Origin of the sequence: Amycolatopsis sp. NPDC089917 (assembly GCF_040684635.1) — a bacterium.
GTDB lineage: Bacteria > Actinomycetota > Actinomycetes > Mycobacteriales > Pseudonocardiaceae > Amycolatopsis.
In genome coordinates, this window is sequence record NZ_JBFBGL010000033.1 from 37,456 (window position 1) to 54,959 (window position 17,504).

10 protein-coding genes and 2 tRNA genes are annotated in these 17,504 nt (G+C 65.3%); 10 read left to right on the plus strand and 2 right to left on the minus strand.

The window, feature by feature from the left end; translation table 11 throughout:
- Nucleotides 1–118: 118 nt before the first annotated feature.
- The 10 genes from gyrB (at nt 119) to AB0N89_RS23805 (ending at nt 8,655) form a co-directional block, all read left to right on the plus strand.
- Nucleotides 119–2,086, plus strand: a complete 1,968-nt coding sequence (gene gyrB / locus AB0N89_RS23760; protein WP_364207835.1) for a DNA topoisomerase (ATP-hydrolyzing) subunit B — start codon at nt 119–121, stop codon at nt 2,084–2,086.
- A 50-nt stretch (nt 2,087–2,136) separates the two neighbouring features.
- On the plus strand, nt 2,137–4,659 hold the full coding sequence (gyrA, locus tag AB0N89_RS23765; protein ID WP_364207837.1) for a DNA gyrase subunit A: 2,523 nt from the start codon (nt 2,137–2,139) through the stop codon (nt 4,657–4,659).
- A 36-nt stretch (nt 4,660–4,695) separates the two neighbouring features.
- Complete coding sequence (locus tag AB0N89_RS23770; protein WP_364207839.1) at nt 4,696–5,382, plus strand: DUF3566 domain-containing protein; 687 nt, start codon at nt 4,696–4,698, stop codon at nt 5,380–5,382.
- 47 nt (nt 5,383–5,429) lie between these two features.
- A tRNA-Ile gene (locus tag AB0N89_RS23775) sits at nt 5,430–5,503 on the plus strand.
- A 329-nt stretch (nt 5,504–5,832) separates the two neighbouring features.
- The gene (locus AB0N89_RS23780) at nt 5,833–6,021 is read left to right on the plus strand and encodes a DLW-39 family protein (protein WP_061981622.1); all 189 of its coding nucleotides are present in this window, start codon (nt 5,833–5,835) and stop codon (nt 6,019–6,021) included.
- A 37-nt stretch (nt 6,022–6,058) separates the two neighbouring features.
- Nucleotides 6,059–6,131 (plus strand) — tRNA-Ala (locus AB0N89_RS23785).
- A 195-nt stretch (nt 6,132–6,326) separates the two neighbouring features.
- On the plus strand, nt 6,327–6,632 hold the full coding sequence (locus AB0N89_RS23790; protein ID WP_364207840.1) for a hypothetical protein: 306 nt from the start codon (nt 6,327–6,329) through the stop codon (nt 6,630–6,632).
- 93 nt (nt 6,633–6,725) lie between these two features.
- A complete protein-coding gene (locus AB0N89_RS23795) occupies nt 6,726–7,097 on the plus strand; it encodes a hypothetical protein (protein ID WP_364207842.1) in 372 nt (123 codons plus the stop codon).
- Between the two features lie 7 nt (nt 7,098–7,104).
- Nucleotides 7,105–8,142, plus strand: a complete 1,038-nt coding sequence (locus AB0N89_RS23800; protein WP_364207844.1) for a hypothetical protein — start codon at nt 7,105–7,107, stop codon at nt 8,140–8,142.
- A 9-nt stretch (nt 8,143–8,151) separates the two neighbouring features.
- Nucleotides 8,152–8,655 carry a YbaB/EbfC family nucleoid-associated protein gene (locus AB0N89_RS23805; RefSeq protein WP_364207846.1) on the plus strand — a complete coding sequence of 168 codons (504 nt, stop codon included), beginning with the start codon at nt 8,152–8,154 and terminating at the stop codon, nt 8,653–8,655.
- A 100-nt stretch (nt 8,656–8,755) separates the two neighbouring features.
- Here AB0N89_RS23805 and AB0N89_RS23810 read toward each other — a convergent pair whose 3' ends face one another.
- On the minus strand, nt 8,756–10,987 hold the full coding sequence (locus AB0N89_RS23810; protein ID WP_364207848.1) for an MBL fold metallo-hydrolase: 2,232 nt from the start codon (nt 10,985–10,987) through the stop codon (nt 8,756–8,758).
- Nucleotides 10,984–17,316, minus strand: a complete 6,333-nt coding sequence (locus AB0N89_RS23815) for a hypothetical protein (RefSeq protein ID WP_364207850.1) — start codon at nt 17,314–17,316, stop codon at nt 10,984–10,986. The genes AB0N89_RS23810 and AB0N89_RS23815 overlap by 4 nt, the downstream gene beginning before the upstream one ends.
- Nucleotides 17,317–17,504 lie beyond the last annotated feature (188 nt).

Consider the following 17,504-nt stretch of genomic DNA (forward strand, 5'->3'; position numbering starts at 1 on the left):
CGAATTAGCGCGCCTGTGAGCAAATCAGGGGTGTCCTTGCCGCATGTCTGCGAACGCGGGCAAGTACACTGGAGATGAGCGAGCGTCCGCTCGGGCGAGACGAGGAGAATCAACGCCTGTGACCGAGAACAAGAGCGAGTACAACGCGTCGTCGATCACGGTGCTCGAAGGCCTCGAAGCCGTCCGCAAGCGTCCCGGTATGTACATCGGTTCGACCGGGGAACGCGGCCTCCACCACCTCGTCCAAGAGGTGGTCGACAACTCCGTCGACGAGGCGATGGCAGGCTTCGCCACCAAGGTCGAGGTTACCCTGCTCGCCGACGGCGGGGTGCGCGTCGTGGACGACGGCCGCGGCATCCCGGTCGACATCCACCCCAAGGAGCAGAAGCCGACCCTGGAGGTCGTGCTCACCGTGCTCCACGCGGGCGGCAAGTTCGACAGCGACTCCTACGCGGTCTCCGGTGGTCTGCACGGCGTCGGCGTCTCCGTGGTGAACGCGCTCTCGACCAAGCTGATCGCCGAGGTCAAACGCGGCGGGCACAGCTGGCGCCAGGAGTACACCGATCAGATCCCCGGTGAGCTGCAGGACCTCGGCCCGGCCGACGACACCGGCACGGTCATCACCTTCTGGGCCGACGGCGACATCTTCGAGACCACGACGTACAACTTCGAGACGATCTCCCGGCGCCTCCAGGAGATGGCCTTCCTCAACAAGGGCCTGACCCTTTCGCTGCGCGACGAGCGCGTCGCCGACGAAGAGACCGAAGAAGACGCTTCGGGCCAGGCGGCGCGGGTCAAGGAAAAGACCTACTGCTACCCGGGCGGTCTCGAAGACTTCGTCAAGCACATCAACGGCAGCAAGGACCCGATCCACTCCAGCGTGATCTCCTTCGAGGCCAAGGGCACCGGCCTCGAGGTCGAGGTCGCCATGCAGTGGAACAACGGCTTCACGCCGTCGGTGTACACCTTCGCCAACACGATCAACACCCACGAGGGCGGCACGCACGAAGAGGGCTTCCGCGCGGCGCTCACCCGCGTCGTCAACGCGTACGCGCGCGACAAGAAGCTGCTCAAGGAGAAGGACGCCAACCTCTCCGGCGACGACGTGCGCGAGGGCCTCGCCGCCATCGTCTCGATCAAGCTCTCCGAGCCGCAGTTCGAAGGCCAGACCAAGACCAAGCTGGGTAACAGCGAGGCCAAGACGTTCGTGCAGCAGACGTCGAACGAATGGCTGGGCGACTGGTTCGAGCGCAACCCCACCGAGGCGAAGACGATCATCAACAAGTCGATCTCCTCGGCGCAGGCGCGGATGGCCGCCCGCAAGGCGCGCGACCTGGTCCGCCGCAAGGGCGCGCTGGAGATCGGCGGGCTGCCCGGCAAGCTCAAGGACTGCCGCTCGACCAACCCGTCGGAATGCGAGCTCTACATCGTCGAGGGCGACTCGGCGGGCGGTTCGGCCAAGGAAGGCCGCGACTCGATGTACCAGGCGATCCTGCCGATCCGGGGCAAGATCATCAACGTCGAGAAGGCCCGTATCGACCGCGTCCTCAAGAACACCGAGGTCCAGTCGCTGATCACCGCGCTCGGCACCGGCATCCACGAGGAGTTCGACCTCGAAAAGCTGCGGTACCACAAGATCGTGCTGATGGCCGACGCCGACGTCGACGGCCAGCACATCACCACGCTGCTGCTCACCCTGCTGTTCCGCTTCATGACCCCGCTGATCGAGCACGGCCACGTGTTCCTCTCGCGGCCGCCGCTGTACAAGATCAAGTGGCCGCGCCAGGAGCCGGAGTACGCGTACTCCGACCGCGAGCGCGACGCCGTCATCCAGGCGGGTGTCGAGGCCGGCCGGAAGCTGCCCAAGGACGACGCGATCCAGCGCTACAAGGGTCTCGGCGAGATGAACGCCGAAGAGCTGTGGGAGACCACGATGGACCCGGCGAACCGGCTGCTCGGCCAGGTCACCCTGGACGACGCCGCGCAGGCAGACGACCTGTTCTCCGTCCTGATGGGCGAGGACGTCGAAGCGCGCCGCTCCTTCATCACGCGTAACGCCAAGGACGTGCGCTTCCTCGACGTCTAGCGACGTCCCGCTCTTTGTCCCCTTAGGACTGCTCCCACGAGAAGGACCTCATGACGGAAACCTTGCCGCCCGCTCCGGACCACGACCGGATCGAACCGGTCGACATCCAGCAGGAGATGCAGCGCTCCTACATCGACTACGCGATGAGCGTCATCGTGTCGCGGGCGCTGCCGGACGTGCGGGACGGCCTCAAGCCGGTGCACCGCCGCGTGCTGTACTCGATGTTCGACTCCGGCTTCCGGCCGGACCGCGGGTACAACAAGTGCTCCCGCGTCGTCGGCGACGTGATGGGCAACTACCACCCGCACGGTGACTCGGCGATCTACGACGCGCTCGTCCGGCTCGCCCAGCCGTGGTCGCTGCGGTACCCGCTGATCGACGGCCAGGGCAACTTCGGCTCGCCGGGCAACGACCCCGCCGCCGCCATGCGGTACACCGAGTCCCGGCTCGCGCACCTCGCGATGCACATGCTGCAGGACATCGAAGAAGACACCGTCGACTTCTCCGACAACTACGACGGCCGCACCCAGGAACCCGACGTCCTGCCGTCGCGGTTCCCGAACCTGCTGGTCAACGGCGGTTCCGGGATCGCGGTCGGGATGGCGACCAACATCCCGCCGCACAACCTGCGCGAGGTCGCCGAAGGCGTCAAATGGGCGCTGGAGAACCCCGAGGCCGACGACGACGAGCTGCTCGCCGCGCTGCTGGTCCGGATCAAAGGCCCGGACTTCCCGACCAAGGCGATGATCCTCGGCACCTCCGGCATCGAGGACGCGTACCGCACCGGCCGCGGCTCCGTGCGCATGCGCGCGGTCGTCGAGGTCGAAGAGGACGCCAAGGGCCGCACGATCCTGGTCGTGTCCGAGCTGCCGTTCCAGGTCAACCCGGACAACCTGGTCGAGAACATCGCGAACCTGGTCCGCGACGGCAAGCTCACCGGCATCTCCGACATCGCCGACGAGTCCAACAGCCGCAGCGGCATGCGGATCGTCGTCACCATCAAACGTGACGCGGTCGCGAAGGTCGTGCTGAACAACCTGTTCAAGCACACCCAGCTGCAGCAGAACTTCGGTGTCAACATGCTGGCCCTGGTCGAGGGCGTGCCCCGCACGCTTCGCCTGGACCAGATGATCCGGCACTACGTGAAGCACCAGGTCGAGGTCATCGTCCGCCGGACCCGCTACCGGCTGCGGAAGGCCGAGGAACGCGCCCACATCCTGCGCGGCCTGGTCAAGGCGCTGGACATGCTCGACGAGGTCATCGCCCTGATCCGGCGGTCGCCCTCGGCCGAAGAGGCCCGGCCCGCCCTGATGAGCCTGCTCGACGTCGACGAGATCCAGGCGACCGCGATCCTCGACATGCAGCTCCGCCGCCTCGCGGCACTGGAGCGGCAGCGGATCATCGACACCCTGGCCGAGATCGAACTCGAGATCGCCGACCTCAAGGACATCCTCGAGAAGCCCGAGCGGCAGCGCGCGATCATCGCCGAGGAACTCCAGGAGATCGTCGACAAGTACGGCGACGACCGGCGCACCAAGATCATCCCGTTCGACGGCGAGGTCTCGGTCGAAGACCTCATCGCGGTCGAGGACGTCGTCGTCACCATCACCCGCACGGGTTACGCCAAGCGGACGAAAACCGATCTGTACCGCTCGCAGAAACGCGGCGGCAAGGGCGTCCAGGGCGCGACCCTCAAACAGGACGACATCGTCCAGCACTTCTTCGTCTGCTCGACGCACGACTGGATCCTGTTCTTCACGAACAAGGGCCGCGTCTACCGCGCCAAGGCCTACGACCTGCCCGAGGCCAACCGCAACGCGCGCGGCCAGCACGTCGCGAACCTGCTCGCGTTCCAGCCCGACGAACAGATCGCCCAGGTCATCGAGATCCCGAACTACGAGGTCGCCCCGTACCTCGTGCTCGCGACCCGGCGCGGCCTGGTGAAGAAGACCAAGCTCACCGACTTCGACTCCAACCGCGCCGGCGGCCTCATCGCCGTCAACCTGCGCGAAGGCGACGAACTCGTCGGTGCGGTCCTCGCGGCCGCCGAGGACGACCTGCTCCTCGTGTCCGCCGAAGGCCAGTCGATCCGCTTCCACGCCACCGACGAAGCCCTCCGCCCCATGGGCCGCGCGACGTCCGGTGTGCTCGGCATGCGGTTCAACGACGGCGACGAACTGCTCGGCATCAACGTCGTCCAGCCGGACAGGTTCCTCCTCGTCGCCACCGGCGGCGGCTACGCCAAGCGCACCCCGACCGACGATTACCCCGTCCAGGGCCGCGGCGGCAAGGGTGTGCTCACCATTCAGTACGACCAGAAACGTGGCAGGCTGGTGGGCGCGGTCATCGTCGACGCCGAAGACGAGCTCTACGCGATCACCTCCAGCGGCGGGGTGATCCGCACTTCGGCCGGACAGGTGCGCAAGGCAGGCAGGCAGACGAAGGGAGTGCGGCTGATGAATCTCGACGAAGGAACCACTCTTCTCGCGGTCGCACGCAACGCGGACGAGCCCTCAGACGTCGCCACTGCAGGTAGTACTGAAGGAGAAGACACCCCGGCGTCGGAGCAGTAGACGACGCCCCACGTACTGGGTAAGGACTGACACCTCGTGACACCATCCGAGAAGCCCGAAGCAGGCGGCGCGAAGGCGGGTTCGCCGACCCCGCCTTGGCAGCGTGACAGCGGTGCCGGGGAACCCGAAGGCTCCAGTGAGCAGACGGTCTCGGTGTCTTCGGTCGCCACCGAAGACGTGGCCCACTCGGAACCGAAGCAGGACGCGACGACCGTGACCGACTATCACGGTGTGAGCGGCACAGCCGCGAGGAGGCTGTTCGGCGACAGCGGAGAGGGCGAACCCGCCCCCTCCGCCATCCCGTCCGCCTCCCGCACCCGCGCCACCCCCACCGCACTCCGCCGCCCCGGCCGCGGACCGCGTCGCGCCAGCCTGCAGATCAAACGCTTCGACCCCTGGTCGGTGCTGAAACTGTCCCTCGTCCTCGGCGTCGCGCTGTTCTTCGTGTGGCTCGTCGCCGTCGGCGTCCTCTACACCGTCCTCGACGGCATGGGCGTCTGGGACAAACTCAACGGGACCTATTCGTCGCTCGTCGGCGGGGAAGGTGCCGACGCACCGGCCGACCCGCTGATCAGCGCCGGCCGGGTCTTCGGCATCGCGGCCATCCTCGGCGCCATCAACATCGTGCTGATCTCGGCCCTCGCCACCGTCAGCGCGTTCATCTACAACGTCTCCGCCGACCTCGCCGGAGGCCTCGAAGTGACCCTTTCCGAACGAGAGTGACCCGGTTGCAGGACGTCGAAAGGCGTCCTGTAATCTTCTCCTCGTTCGGGCCCATAGCTCAGGCGGTTAGAGCGCTTCGCTGATAACGAAGAGGTCCCAGGTTCAAGTCCTGGTGGGCCCACCCGATTCGCCCGGTCGTGTTTGCGGACAACGCAAACCTCGATCGGGTGTTTTTCGTTTCTGGGGGTCGAACCCCCAGACCCCCCAAGGCGTCGGGGCGCGTGGCGTAGTGACGTGCGGGTGGTCGTTGGGGCTTGGGCCCTGGCGGGCCCATCGCGGTGGGCGGGAAGAGATTGTGGTTGGTTGGTGTTCTTACGGTGCCCTGTCGGTTTTCTCTTCCCGGCAGGGTTCTTGGTTCCACGTGGAACGTGGGGGCCGGGGGGTTGGGGAGCGGGGTGCAGTAGCATCGGTGGGTAAGCGGAGCAACTCGGCAGGAAGAGGGGGCTTCTGATGAAGAAGCTGTTGGCACTCGCGGTCATCGCGGGCGGCGTGCTGTTCGTGATCAAGCGCAACAAGGCCGCCAAGGCCGAGGCCGACCTCTGGCGTGAGGCCACCGCGCCGACCGAGCGTCCGCTCGGCTCCGTTTCCACGAACGGAAGCGCCCCGGCCAAGGCCGCGGACGCGTCCCGCAACAACTGAGTTTTCCGCGGGCGGTTACCATGATCGCCTGCGACCCGGGGCTGTAGCTCAATTGGTAGAGCACCGCCTTTGCAAGGCGGGGGTCAGGGGTTCGATTCCCCTCAGCTCCACGCACGACAACGGCTTGGCCGGAGGATTTCCTCGGGCCAAGCCGTTGTCATTTCCCGGATCCAACCGGTCCGCCTTACCCGCACGAGTACCCGCTGCCCGAGCAGGCAGAGGCCGAACATCGGCGCGCCGCGGAGTACTTTCAGCGCAAGCTCGACTACTGGGAAAGCGCTCATACGGGTCCTCTTCAGCTATGCGTGTTCCTGGCCGCTCTGTGGGCGGCCACCGATGACGATTACCTGTCCGAGTCGGCTCTGGTCATCTGTTTGATCATCGGCATGGTGCTGTCCCACGAGAAGGACAAACACGCGAACCTGCTGAAGGCATACGGTGTCCTGCCGCCTGGCACCGCCAAAGCGGTGCTGGCCACGCAGTCGAAGTACTTCGACAGGATGCACGAGCTCCAAGGCAAACCGCTTGCCCGCGAAGAGACGGCGCCTCAGCAGACACGGCTCGGCCCGCCTCGCGAAATCGAGCAGCGGGAAGAGCCGCCCGCGCGGTGATGTTCGTCACCTGATCCGGATCACCAAGTCGGGCTCCCAGCCAAGTCAACGCTGCTTACATGGGGGTGGAATTCCGGATAGCGAGGTGACATCATGATCGGTTTCGAAACCGACCTCGACGATCTCAGGGCGTCGAGCAAAGAACTGGGAAATGCCGCGGACATCGTCAGCACCGCCCACACGGGGGTGAGAGGACAGGACGTGCCCGCTCCCGACCCGGTCACGGGCGGCTTTCTTCCCGGCATGTTCGCGCCGGACACCGCTTTCGGGAAGTCCTTGGGCATGCGCGGGGTTTCGGCCGCTTACGAGGAACACCGCGCGGCCGTCGAGAAGATGCTCGCGAAGCTGCACCAGAGCACGCAGGACGCCGGCCACGCGCTGGCCCGGGTCGCCGAGCTGTACGAATCCGTCAACGAGGACAACAAGCAGCGAGTGAACCGCGCGGCGTACGGGGAACAGGGGTAGCGCGAGGATGGACGGGTACTTCAACGCACTGGACGCGGAAACCACCTCCGAAGAAGGCGGCAACGCCGAACTCCTCGAAGGAATCTCCGACGACCTCAGCGCGGGCGCCGAAAAGGCCTTGGCGGCCGTGGATCTCCTTTTCCAGCAACCCTGGTTGGGCGTCGACGCGGACCTCAGCGGCGGGCGCAAGGAACAGGTCCGCGATTTCTTCCTCGAATTCTCCGAGGCGGAACTCGTCGGAGCGAACAGCCTGCAGACCATGATCGAGGCCTACGAACGCCTCTGGAACGCTTTCCAGGACACGAAAGCGCCCCTTGACCGGTCTCTGGCACTGCTACTCAAATGGCGCGGCGAAGGGGCCGAAAGCGCCAAGAGCTACATCCAGGGCTTGGTGAACACCTATTCGCGGGTCGGCACCAAACTCACCGTGCTGGAAGCGGATCTCGTGGCCGCGCGGGACGCCATCGCGACCGCTCGCGGGGACCTGAGCACCCTGGCCGCGTCCTTCCTGACCGCCGCGGAAAAGTACCTGGACGACAAGGAACGGCAAGACGAATCCGCCTTGCAGAAGGCGCTCGCCGCGACCTTCGCCGCCGCTGTCACCGCCTTGCTCGTGGCGGCCGTGCCACCGGCGGGCGGCCTCACCGCGGCGGCGTTCTTCACCACCGCGAACGGGGTCCAGGTCGCCGGCGCGGCGGCAGGCGCCGGGCTCGCCACCGCGGCCACCGTGCAGGCCGACATCGTCGGGGACAGCCCTGAAAGCATCTACAACAGCTTTCACGACGGCGTGGTCAACATCAGGGAGAGCATGTTCCGCACGTCGGAATCCCTGATCTCGAAGATCAATGTCGAGATCAACAACCTGCCGGTCATCCCCGACCCGCCGGACGTCAGCCCCGGTGACACGTTCGACCCTGGCAACTTCGAAACGGAGAACACCGACAAGGGAACGGAAAAGCGGGTCCGGGACAAGAACGTCGACATCTCGAACGACGGCAAGATCGAGCAGCCGCCGATGGAACTGTCCCCGCTGCCGACCGACTGACGGAGGATCGTGGCTGACAAACCGGCGGCCAAGAAGCCGCCCGCCGACCGGCAAGCGATGCTCGAAGCCCTGGCCACCCTTTCGGTGGACGCGTCCTCGCCGGACGGCGCGGTCTCCGTTTCGGTCAACACCGACGGTGTGATGACGCGGCTCAGAGTGAGTGACGCCGTGTCGCGGCTGTCGCCCGCCGAGATCGCGGACGCCGTCATGCGGACCTACCAGGAAGCGCAGCGAGGATCCGCGAAACGCAGTGCGGAGCTGATGGCGCCGATCGGCAACGCCGGGTACATCTCCGACAGGCTCCGCTGGCGGCTCGGGTTCACACCGTCGTACCAGGACACGGCTTCCCCCGCGCCGCCCGTGTCGCGACGGGAACCGGCGGACACGGAGAACGTCGTGCTCAAGGATCGTTCGGAAGAACCCGCCGGGCCGGATCAGGACGAGCGGTCCGCCCCGGCGGAATCCGACGACCAGTATTACGAGCAAGGCCTGCGGTACAACCCTTCCTGGTAGTACGGCGACGACCAGCATTCGGTGGCTATCTCACCGACGCGGTTGGTGATCTCAACCAGTAGCGGGGGAGATCACCAATCGTGCGCTTTCGGGCTTCGGTTCATTGTTCGGTGAGTTGCCAGCGCCGCGTCGGTGCGACGGAGAATCCTCGGCGTGTGAGGTTATCCGCGAAGTCCCGTTGCTTGGACGCAATCCCATGGACCAGCATCACATCGCGGGCGCCAACCTCGGTAATGATCGACGACAGGCCTCGACGGTCAGCGTGTGCCGACAGACCGAACTTCGCGACCCGCGAGTTGACCTTGAGCTCTTCGCGGTCGAGCACGAATGTGGCCTGCCTGCTGGCCTCAGCCAGCTCGAGCAGTTCAAACCCAGGGGAGTCCTCGTCCTGGTAGCCAGCAATCAACAGCGCGGCATCCGGGTCCGGCAGGATCGATCGTGCCCATGTGACCGCGGGACCGGCTGTCAGCATCCCGGACGTAGTCACGATCACCCCTCGCCGGAACGTGCGCAGCAACTGCTGCCGCTCCCACGCCCGCACCGCAGACACCTGCTCGCCATAGATCTCCAGCGGCCGCGCCGTTCCGGCGGTCTGCTCCTCGTAGATCTTCGCGATGTCCTTGGCCATTCCGTCGATGAGAACGGGCACGTCCGGGAGCCGATTACGAAGTGTCAGTGCTACCTCCTGTGCCCGCCCGAGCGCAAACGCCGGTACAAGCACACGTCCGCCGGTCGCCGCCGAATCGCCGACCGTCTCCGTCACCATCCGTACGAACTTCTCGACCTCGGCGTCCCGGTTCGAGCCATGGTGCCCGCAATACGTCGACTCGATGACCAACAGGTTCGATCCTCGGGCCGAGTCAGGCACGACCAGACCAGGTACGGTCGCCTGCGCGAGATCGGATACGTCCCCGGTGACCGTGATCCGGTTCGGGCCTGCCGACACGACAACACCGGCCGCACCGAGGATGTGCCCGGCGGGGAAAAGCATGATCGTGACGCCATCAGCGACCTCAACGGTCCGACCGCACTGAACCTCACGGATACGGCGCTGTGCGGCATGAACCTGCGCTTGCCCGTACGGTGGCTCCACCAGAGGTTCGTCACGCTCGGCATGATCGCCGCGGGCCCGGTCGAACACTCGAACCGAGTCGTTCCACATCGTCGGCAGGATCGCCGCTGTCTCCGGAGTGCAGATCACAGGCATGTTCGGGTACTTGGCGCTCAGCGCTGGCACGTAACCGGCGTGATCGTTGTGCGCATGCGTGATCACGATCGCATCGATCGACTCGGCCAAGGCCACATCGATGTGTTCCGGCCCGGCCTGGTCGATGGGTTTCTTGGGTCGCATACCAGCGTCGACGAGGATCCTGACATCGCCGACGCTCACCAGCATGCAGGAGCCCCCAATGTCGGTGCCGCCACCCAACGGCGTCAGTGCGATCTCGCGCGGCTCGCCGATCCATACGCGCTCTACCTGTTCCGGCGGCGTGAGCAGTGCATCGAAGACCGAAAGCAGCAGATCTGGCTCCACACCAGCCCGCGCAAGCGCGGCAGCTACCTGTGGGTCGGCCAATCCTTCTGATTCCTCGGCATCGACGGCGGCTAAGGCGGCTTCACGCTCGCGAGGATCGACATCGACGTTGTTGACGAGAGAAGACTCGATCGGTGCCGGACGGATCGCAGCTTTCAACAGAGCCGCAGCGGCCAACACGTCTTTGGCCAGATCCGCCGTTTGGGCTCGCTCGGCAGCCAGTTCGGCTCGCAGCGCCTCGATGACGGCCAGCGATTCATCCCGGTCGTCCTCGGCGGCTTCAAGATCGCGACGTAACTGATCAGCTTCCGTGCGGGCGTAGTCGCGCTGTACCTTCGCTCGATCACGAGCCGCACGTGTCTCGGCTAGGCGCCGGTCGAACCGCTCTCGCAGTCGTCGAGCGGAGGTCGGATCTACCGGTCCCGATCCACGCCCTCCGCTGGTTGCCGATGCCCCTTCGCCGATAGTCGATTTCGTGACCGCCTTGGCGCGGCCCCTGGGGATCCGGAGCGCGCGAGGATCCCGCAGCGTCTGAGCCGCATCGGCGCTGTCGGCCGAGTCGTCGCTCAGCAGCGCCAACAATCGCGGATGTGCGTCGGCCAGCTCGTCGCGGTGGTTCTGCGCGAGTTCGGTTCGCAACGAGGGCAATCTCGCGATCAGATCCAGCAGCCTATGCCGGTTGACTCGAGCGAACTCGCGAGAGTCGATTTGCTGATCGGCGTATGCAGGCGATTTCAGGGCCGCCTCAGCCGCGTCGAGGATCAGCGCATCGAGCAGTTGCGTCGCGGCCTGGCTCATTCGTGCACACGCTTGGTAGCGGCAACCATGACGGGCTCAAGCCGGAACTGCCCGTCGTCGGGCGACCCGACAACGACACCCAGGACACGTAGCACTTCGAGAACGTCCGCCATGTCGGTGTATCCGGCGGTGGTCAGCGCGGTCGCGGTAAGCGCATCAGACGCGTCTTCTCCGCTTTCGCCGTGAAGTGTGAGGTAATCCGCGAGCGTGTCGAGGTCGGAAGGTTCGTCCGCGTTCCACACGAGGAAATCCCATGCCTGGCTCAGCGTGGCACTACTGCGTACCCCGGCAGCCTCGATGAGTTCAAGGGAACGCTCGACGTCCATCAGCTGTGCCCTGACCTCGCTCAGCGGGTCTGAGCCCAAGCTTGAGTCGTACTCGGTCAAGTTCTCGGCGATCTTGTTCAGCACTATCGGCCAGCCACCAGTCTCCGCGAGCAATTCGTCGCGGGCGGCGTTGTCCTGGAACGGCAAGGTCGTCTCGGTCATCCACAGTCGCAGGTCGGTCCGGTCGTAACGGTGCAGCTCGGTGAGCCCGGACGACATGTCCGTCTCCCGAGCCACTACCGGCCACATGGAAGCCTGTGCGGGACCGGACACGAGCACGATTCCAAGGGTGCCGCCCGAGTGGGTGGCGATCAGTTCCCGCGCCTGCGTCCACGTCGCGGACGCGATTTCTGGCGTGGCCGCCTTCAGATCCACGATAACGATCACATGCCGACCTGCGGCTTTGAAGGTCACCTGCTTGCACACCTTGGCCAATGTGGCCGGGGTCGCGTCCCGCATGGCACTTTTCCTATAGCCCGAAACCGCATGCTCGTTCTCGTCCTGCAGTGCCCTCAGACAGCGTTCGATGGTCAGGGCGTGTGAGCCGATGACCTGGCGAACCTGATTGCGGGCGGTAAGCAGATCCGCGATCTGCTGCGACGTCAACGGCCCGCGGGTCGGGCCTTCGCCGAACACCGGTCGCATCAAACTGCCGTCGAAACTCTCCGGTAGTTCGATCGACTCGGCCTGGTCGAGAACCGCTTCGACCTCTTCTTTGGCGCCGAGCAAGTCGAGCACGTTCGGCGTTCGCAGCCGGTACCCACGATTCGTGTACGACAGCACACCGAGATCGACGCACTCATCTAGCAGAGCCCGGAACTCGCCAGTGCGAACGTCTTCGGCGGAGAAGCCGGCTGGCCACCAAGTCTCACACTCGGCACGCAGCTCACTCGGCGTCATTGTCGCCTCAACGCCACGAGCGTGGGCATGGAGCGCGACGCTGTAGGCGATGATCTTGTAACGAGGGTCGAGCTCGAGAGTCCAGTCGAACCGCTTGCGGAACGACGTTCGCAACCCCGCGTCGGCCCACACCCGTTCGACATCATCGGCGTGCAGTGTCTGCGGCGGCGCGTCGTCGGGCATTGCGGCGGCCTGTAGATTGCGCAGCAGTTGCGCGGCGAACAGCTGGATGAGGGCCGGCTGATTGTTCGCCAACGCAAGGACTCGCGCAGCGTGATCCCGCTCTTCGAACTCGTACCCAAGCGCTTGCAGGGGGCGGGTCAGCAGGTCGTATGCGGCCTGCGGAGCGAGAGGACCGACGCAGACGGGTTCCCCGAAGTGCGCCAACGGATGGTTCGCGAGCCGGTCGAACCGGGCTGTCTGATGCAGCCCGGCGAACACCACCTTCACCGCGCGTCCCGTCCGCTCCATCAGCTCCTTGAAATGGGTGACGTGCGTGAACATCCCATTGACTGCCTCGGCGTCACCGTCGAGGAACTTGTCGGACTCATCCAGGAGAAGAAGCAACTGCCGTCCCGGGCGGGCCGAAATCCACTTCGTGACGTGCCGGGTCAGCGCCCCGGCGACATCGCCTGCCGGAATGTCTTGAGGCACGATTTCTCGCGCGGCGAGCAACTGCCACAAGGTCGTCCACACCGCGTCGACCGGCACCGCTCGGCCGATTTTGAAGATCGACTCGTAAATCGCGTGCCGGTTGTGCTTGTCATCGAACTTGCGAGCTGCTTCCAGCAGCAGCGCTGACTTACCGAGTTGCCGGCCGCCGTACACGATGCACGGCCCCATCATGTCGATGATCTTGGCGCGTTCGTCACTGCGACCGTAGAACATCTCCTGTCGGATGCTGGCCCCGGGCACGTCCGGCGTGAACGGCGAGGAAGCCGTGAACGGCATCAATGTCGACATGGTGATCTCGCGACTGGGTTCCGGCTGACAGGACAGATAAGCGAAGGCGGCGTCGTCGATCACGATCGTGGCAGGCAGGCGCCGATCGTTGCGGAATAAACCCGCCAGCTCACGGCGCGCTCCGGCATCGAGCGTGCCGAAATACAACACGACGATGGAATGGTCGTTCGGCTCCTCACGCAGCATCTCAACGAGCTCTCGTGGGGTCGGCCCACGCCAGACTCCCAGCAGCCGCAACGAATCGCCCGAAGGACTCATGCCAGAGCCGAACGCTGGCAGCAACGCTTTGCCTGACGTGGCCCGTACGCCGTGCAGGTCGAGCCACAGACCTCGGCCACCGGAGTGCCCACGCCGCGTGGGTGGAGTGGTCGTCTTGTCGAACGCGAAGCCGGTTTGCTCGAGGATCGACTTCACGTTGCTGATGCGGGAGTCGAATGACCGGCCATTCGCCAGCAGTGTCCACTGCTCGATCCTGGACGCGGCCGTCGTCCCGCGGCCGACATTCCCGAGCTCGACGTCAGCGGAGGTCAGCGTGTCGGCAAGTGCGCCGGCAGGGATACCGCCAGTCGGTGTGCCTGCCTCCAGGGCGCTCCGAAGCTGGGTGAGCATCGGATGGACACCAGCGCCGATTCGAGGGCTTCCCGCAGCGAACGCGTCCGGGAACGTCCCGTAAAAAAGGGACAGGTGGTCAATGGCTTCGCGCGGACCAGGCAGCTGCCCTCCGGAACGGATCGTGACCTCGTACTCGGCCGCCGTGGTCAGGTCGCCGCTGTCGATACACCGCTGGATCTGCTCGACAGCGGCAGCCGGCATCCCGTCGATGTCGAGCTTGGTCCGGGCGGCGGTGATTGTCGCCTTCACGGCCTCGGTTCGCTCGGCCTCGATCGTGCTGAGATCGTCGAGCATGATGTCGAAGTCGTTGCGAGTACCGCGGTGCCGAGGCTGATAGGCGCCTGCCCGGGTCGTGATGTCGGTCCATTCGTCGATGCTCAAGCGCCCGAACAGCCGATCGGAGTCAGTACGAGCTACGAGCTCGGCAGCTTGCCTGTCGACCTGAGCGATCGAGTCGTCGATGGCCTCATCGCGCGCAGCCGACAGCTGCTGTGCCAGCTGTGCGTTCCGCGGGCGCAAGGTCTCGATGAGCAGCTGAGTGCCTACCTGGTCGTGTCGTTTGACGCGCACGTCGAACGCCGCGGTCCAGCCGTCGTCCCCAGCGCGGAGCGCGTCAAATGCGGTGACGATGTCTTCCACCTTGACCGCGCGGCGTGGTGCGAGCGCTGGAGTGAGATCGACATCCGGCGCGAGCGTCAGCAGACCGCCGAGTGCGCGGTCGGACGGGATCTCATGTCCAGCGACCAACGCGGTACCCATAAGCAGGTCGAGCGCATTGTTCAGCAGCGCCAGTCCGGCATCGGTCGCGGCGTCGCGTTCCTCATCCCCACTGTCACGCAGCTGCTCGAGTTCGGCTAGTGCCTGCTCGCGGACCGCGGCGACTTTCGTCCGCAGGTCCGCGATCGGGTCCGTCATCCACGTTCCGCCGCTGGATGGCGAGAGGTTCTCCATGGCGGTGACCCAGCCGGCGAGCAATTCGGTGACGTCACCGGTCCATTCGAGCAGCTTGGTCCGCGCACGGGCCTCGATCCGTTTAGCGGTTCGCTTGCTGCTTCGAGTACGTAACGTGGACTTGTCCAGAACCTGTTCGAGACTGCGGGGCGTACGCAGCTCCGCAACCCGAGTCCGTACGAAGGTGAGGTCGGTCGGCGACAGTGACCCGGACGCGACGATGTTGAGGGGTTCGCCAAGATAGCCGTCCTCCGCCATCCAGGCTTGCCACAGATCGGTTGCCGGACCGTACCTGATCGTTCGGTTCGGCGCGTTCCTCAGCTTGGTCGCCGCTTCTCGGGCGAGCGCGTCGTGCTCGGAAGCGGCTTCGGCAGCTTCCACTACTGCGTTGGCGTTACGAGGGGTCAGGTACACCCCTGCGTAGATGGCGTTCTGCAGGAATTCGGTCAGCTCACCGACGGCGCTGCCCGATCGAACGATGCTCATGGTCGCGTCGCGCAGCGGATCGGACGCACCCGCGATGGGAGACAACAGACCGGCGCGTACTGACGCACCGTATACGAGCATTTGTATGCCGAGATGATCTTTGAGGGCATGCGATTCGAGCTCGGCAACGGTGGACGCGAACGCGGCCGCGTTGGAGCCGACAGAGGTCTTCATCGCGCCCGACAGCGCGGCGAGCCGGTGCGCGGCTTGGATCGACGGCTGAGCGTTTTCCGCGACCTTGAGCCAATACGCCAGCGACAGCTCATGGGAACGCAGAAGGTCGCCGTAAAGCGCGACCGACACGGGCTCATCTGGGGTGTCCGGGCCGTTCGAGGCGTCAACCGGGGATGGGACGGCTTGGGCCTGCGATTTGTGGTGGGTAGGACGTGGAGCCGGTACGGTGAGGTTCAACTGAGCGAGAACATCCTCAAGCCCCAGCTCAGGCTGTTGGGCGGCGGGCTGAGCCGCAATGGGTTCTTCGGCAGGCTCGTCAGTGGCGCCGCTGTCTGAAGTCGAACCCGCCATGGAGTTACGGGCTGAGGTGTCCGCGTCGGTGTCAGCGACGAGCTGTGTTGTGTCGCCGTAGCCCGTGGCAGCGGCATCGTCTGCAGACTTGGCCAGGTGGTCCTCAGTCTTCTCGGTGTCGAGCGGGGTTGGCGAAGCTTCGGGAGAGCCTTGCGTGGCCGCGTCACCTACCGTCAGAACACCAGGGATCCCGGTGAACATGAGCAACGAAATTGCCGCCGGGACTCTGGTGTTGACCGTCCTGCTGAGATCAATTGCCCGCTGGGGGTCACTGCCGGCGAGTTCGATCAGCTCAAGCAGCGCCATGAGAGCAGCGACCGTTTCCGCATCGGTATCGCCGGTTATGCCGTCGGCCAGGGCCCGCACCCGCGCGATATCGTCAGCGAGATTCTCCGGCCCGGTCAGCGTGGTGAGACGCCGAACCTCCTGGATTCGTTCGGCAGCCGCAGCCACTTCCGCAGCGACATCTTGCGCACGCCGTACTGCCGCAATTGCCGTGTCCAAGCTCTTGGCAGGCTCACCGTCGCTAACAGCCGATGCGGCGGCTAACAGCCCGGACAGACTTACGGAGAACCCCGCGACACGGGCGATATCGAACGTCTCGGCGGGGACGCCATCGGCGACCGCGCGAACCAGGGCCGGTAGAACGCCGGAGGCGATAGCCTGCCTCTCCTGCTCCATTTGCTCCGCCTGGGCGGTGAGCTCTGCGAGTGTGGACGGCTGCGTGTTCCCGACATCAAGTTCTCGGGTCACATCGGCCGCCAGGCGTTCAGCCAGTCCGGTCACCGTGGATTCGAACATGCTTGTCGTAGTAGCCCCAAGAACCGAGGTGTGCTCTGGAGTGTCCGCCTCGTCGGCAACGAAGTTGAGAGGGTCCTGGTCGTCCAGGGTCGCGGCGACTCCGATGAGCGTTTCCAGCGGCTTCGGCATCACCGGCAGCAATGGATACCGTTTGCGAACCGTTTGCCATACCTGCCGGGCAGCATCCGTTTGTCCCTTGCTCCAGAACGTAGGTGGATCGGCAAGTAACCACGCAAGGGCGGCCATCGCGCCGGCATGCCCGGTCACGGCCATCGATGACCAGGCGGCAGCCCGCACTGCTTGCGTCGACCCGAAGTCCTCGATGTCAAGCAGATTCTCGTGTAGCCCGATCTCATATAGCGATTCGAGCGCCTGCGTAAGTTCGTCAGGATCGGAGCTGAGGATCGCGGCCAGTTGGCCTTCGGTCAGATTCCCGGTTCTGGTTGCCGCCACTATCGGCCCATGGAAGCAGTTGTGGAGGATCTGCGCCGCAAACTCTTCGTCAGCGCGGGCAAGTGCGGACCGAACGGCCCGGGCGACTGCGGCCAGCGGAGCGCCGGTGCGGAGCTTGAGCCTTCGGCGAAGATGGTTCGTCGCGTGTGGGGTGAGCTTCGGGAGCTCGTTGAGGAGGTCGGCCTGAGTGACCGAGGTGGCGGCCGTTTTCGCGATCCGAGCCCGCCGCAGCGTCTGACGCTCGTCTTCACTGAGCCCGACACCGCCTCCAGCAAAGTGCTCGTCGGTGCCGGATTCAGTGTTATCGCTCAAGATGGCCCACCCTCGGTCGCTGCGGAACTGGGTTCCGATTGGAGATGTACGTCACATCACAGTGTGACAGGTCGCTGGCTGTGATGATCGACAGTCCAATCGGTAGTCGCGGCGCGCCTCGTGAGCGTTTCAGATTGTCAGGAATTCCATGAGGTCTTTATTCGGGAGGCCTATCGCTGCTGCCGGTA

What these genes read in the sequence shown, in the direction of transcription:
- gyrA (WP_364207837.1), top strand. Translation starts at nt 2,137, where the DNA reads ATGACGGAAACCTTGCCGCCCGCTCCGGACCACGACCGGATCGAACCG.
- AB0N89_RS23780 (WP_061981622.1), top strand. Translation starts at nt 5,833, where the DNA reads ATGAAGAAGCTGTTGGCACTCGCGGTCATCGCGGGCGGCGTGCTGTTC.
- AB0N89_RS23795 (WP_364207842.1), top strand. Translation starts at nt 6,726, where the DNA reads ATGATCGGTTTCGAAACCGACCTCGACGATCTCAGGGCGTCGAGCAAA.
- AB0N89_RS23800 (WP_364207844.1), top strand. Translation starts at nt 7,105, where the DNA reads ATGGACGGGTACTTCAACGCACTGGACGCGGAAACCACCTCCGAAGAA.
- AB0N89_RS23810 (WP_364207848.1), bottom strand. Translation starts at nt 10,987, where the DNA reads ATGAGCCAGGCCGCGACGCAACTGCTCGATGCGCTGATCCTCGACGCG.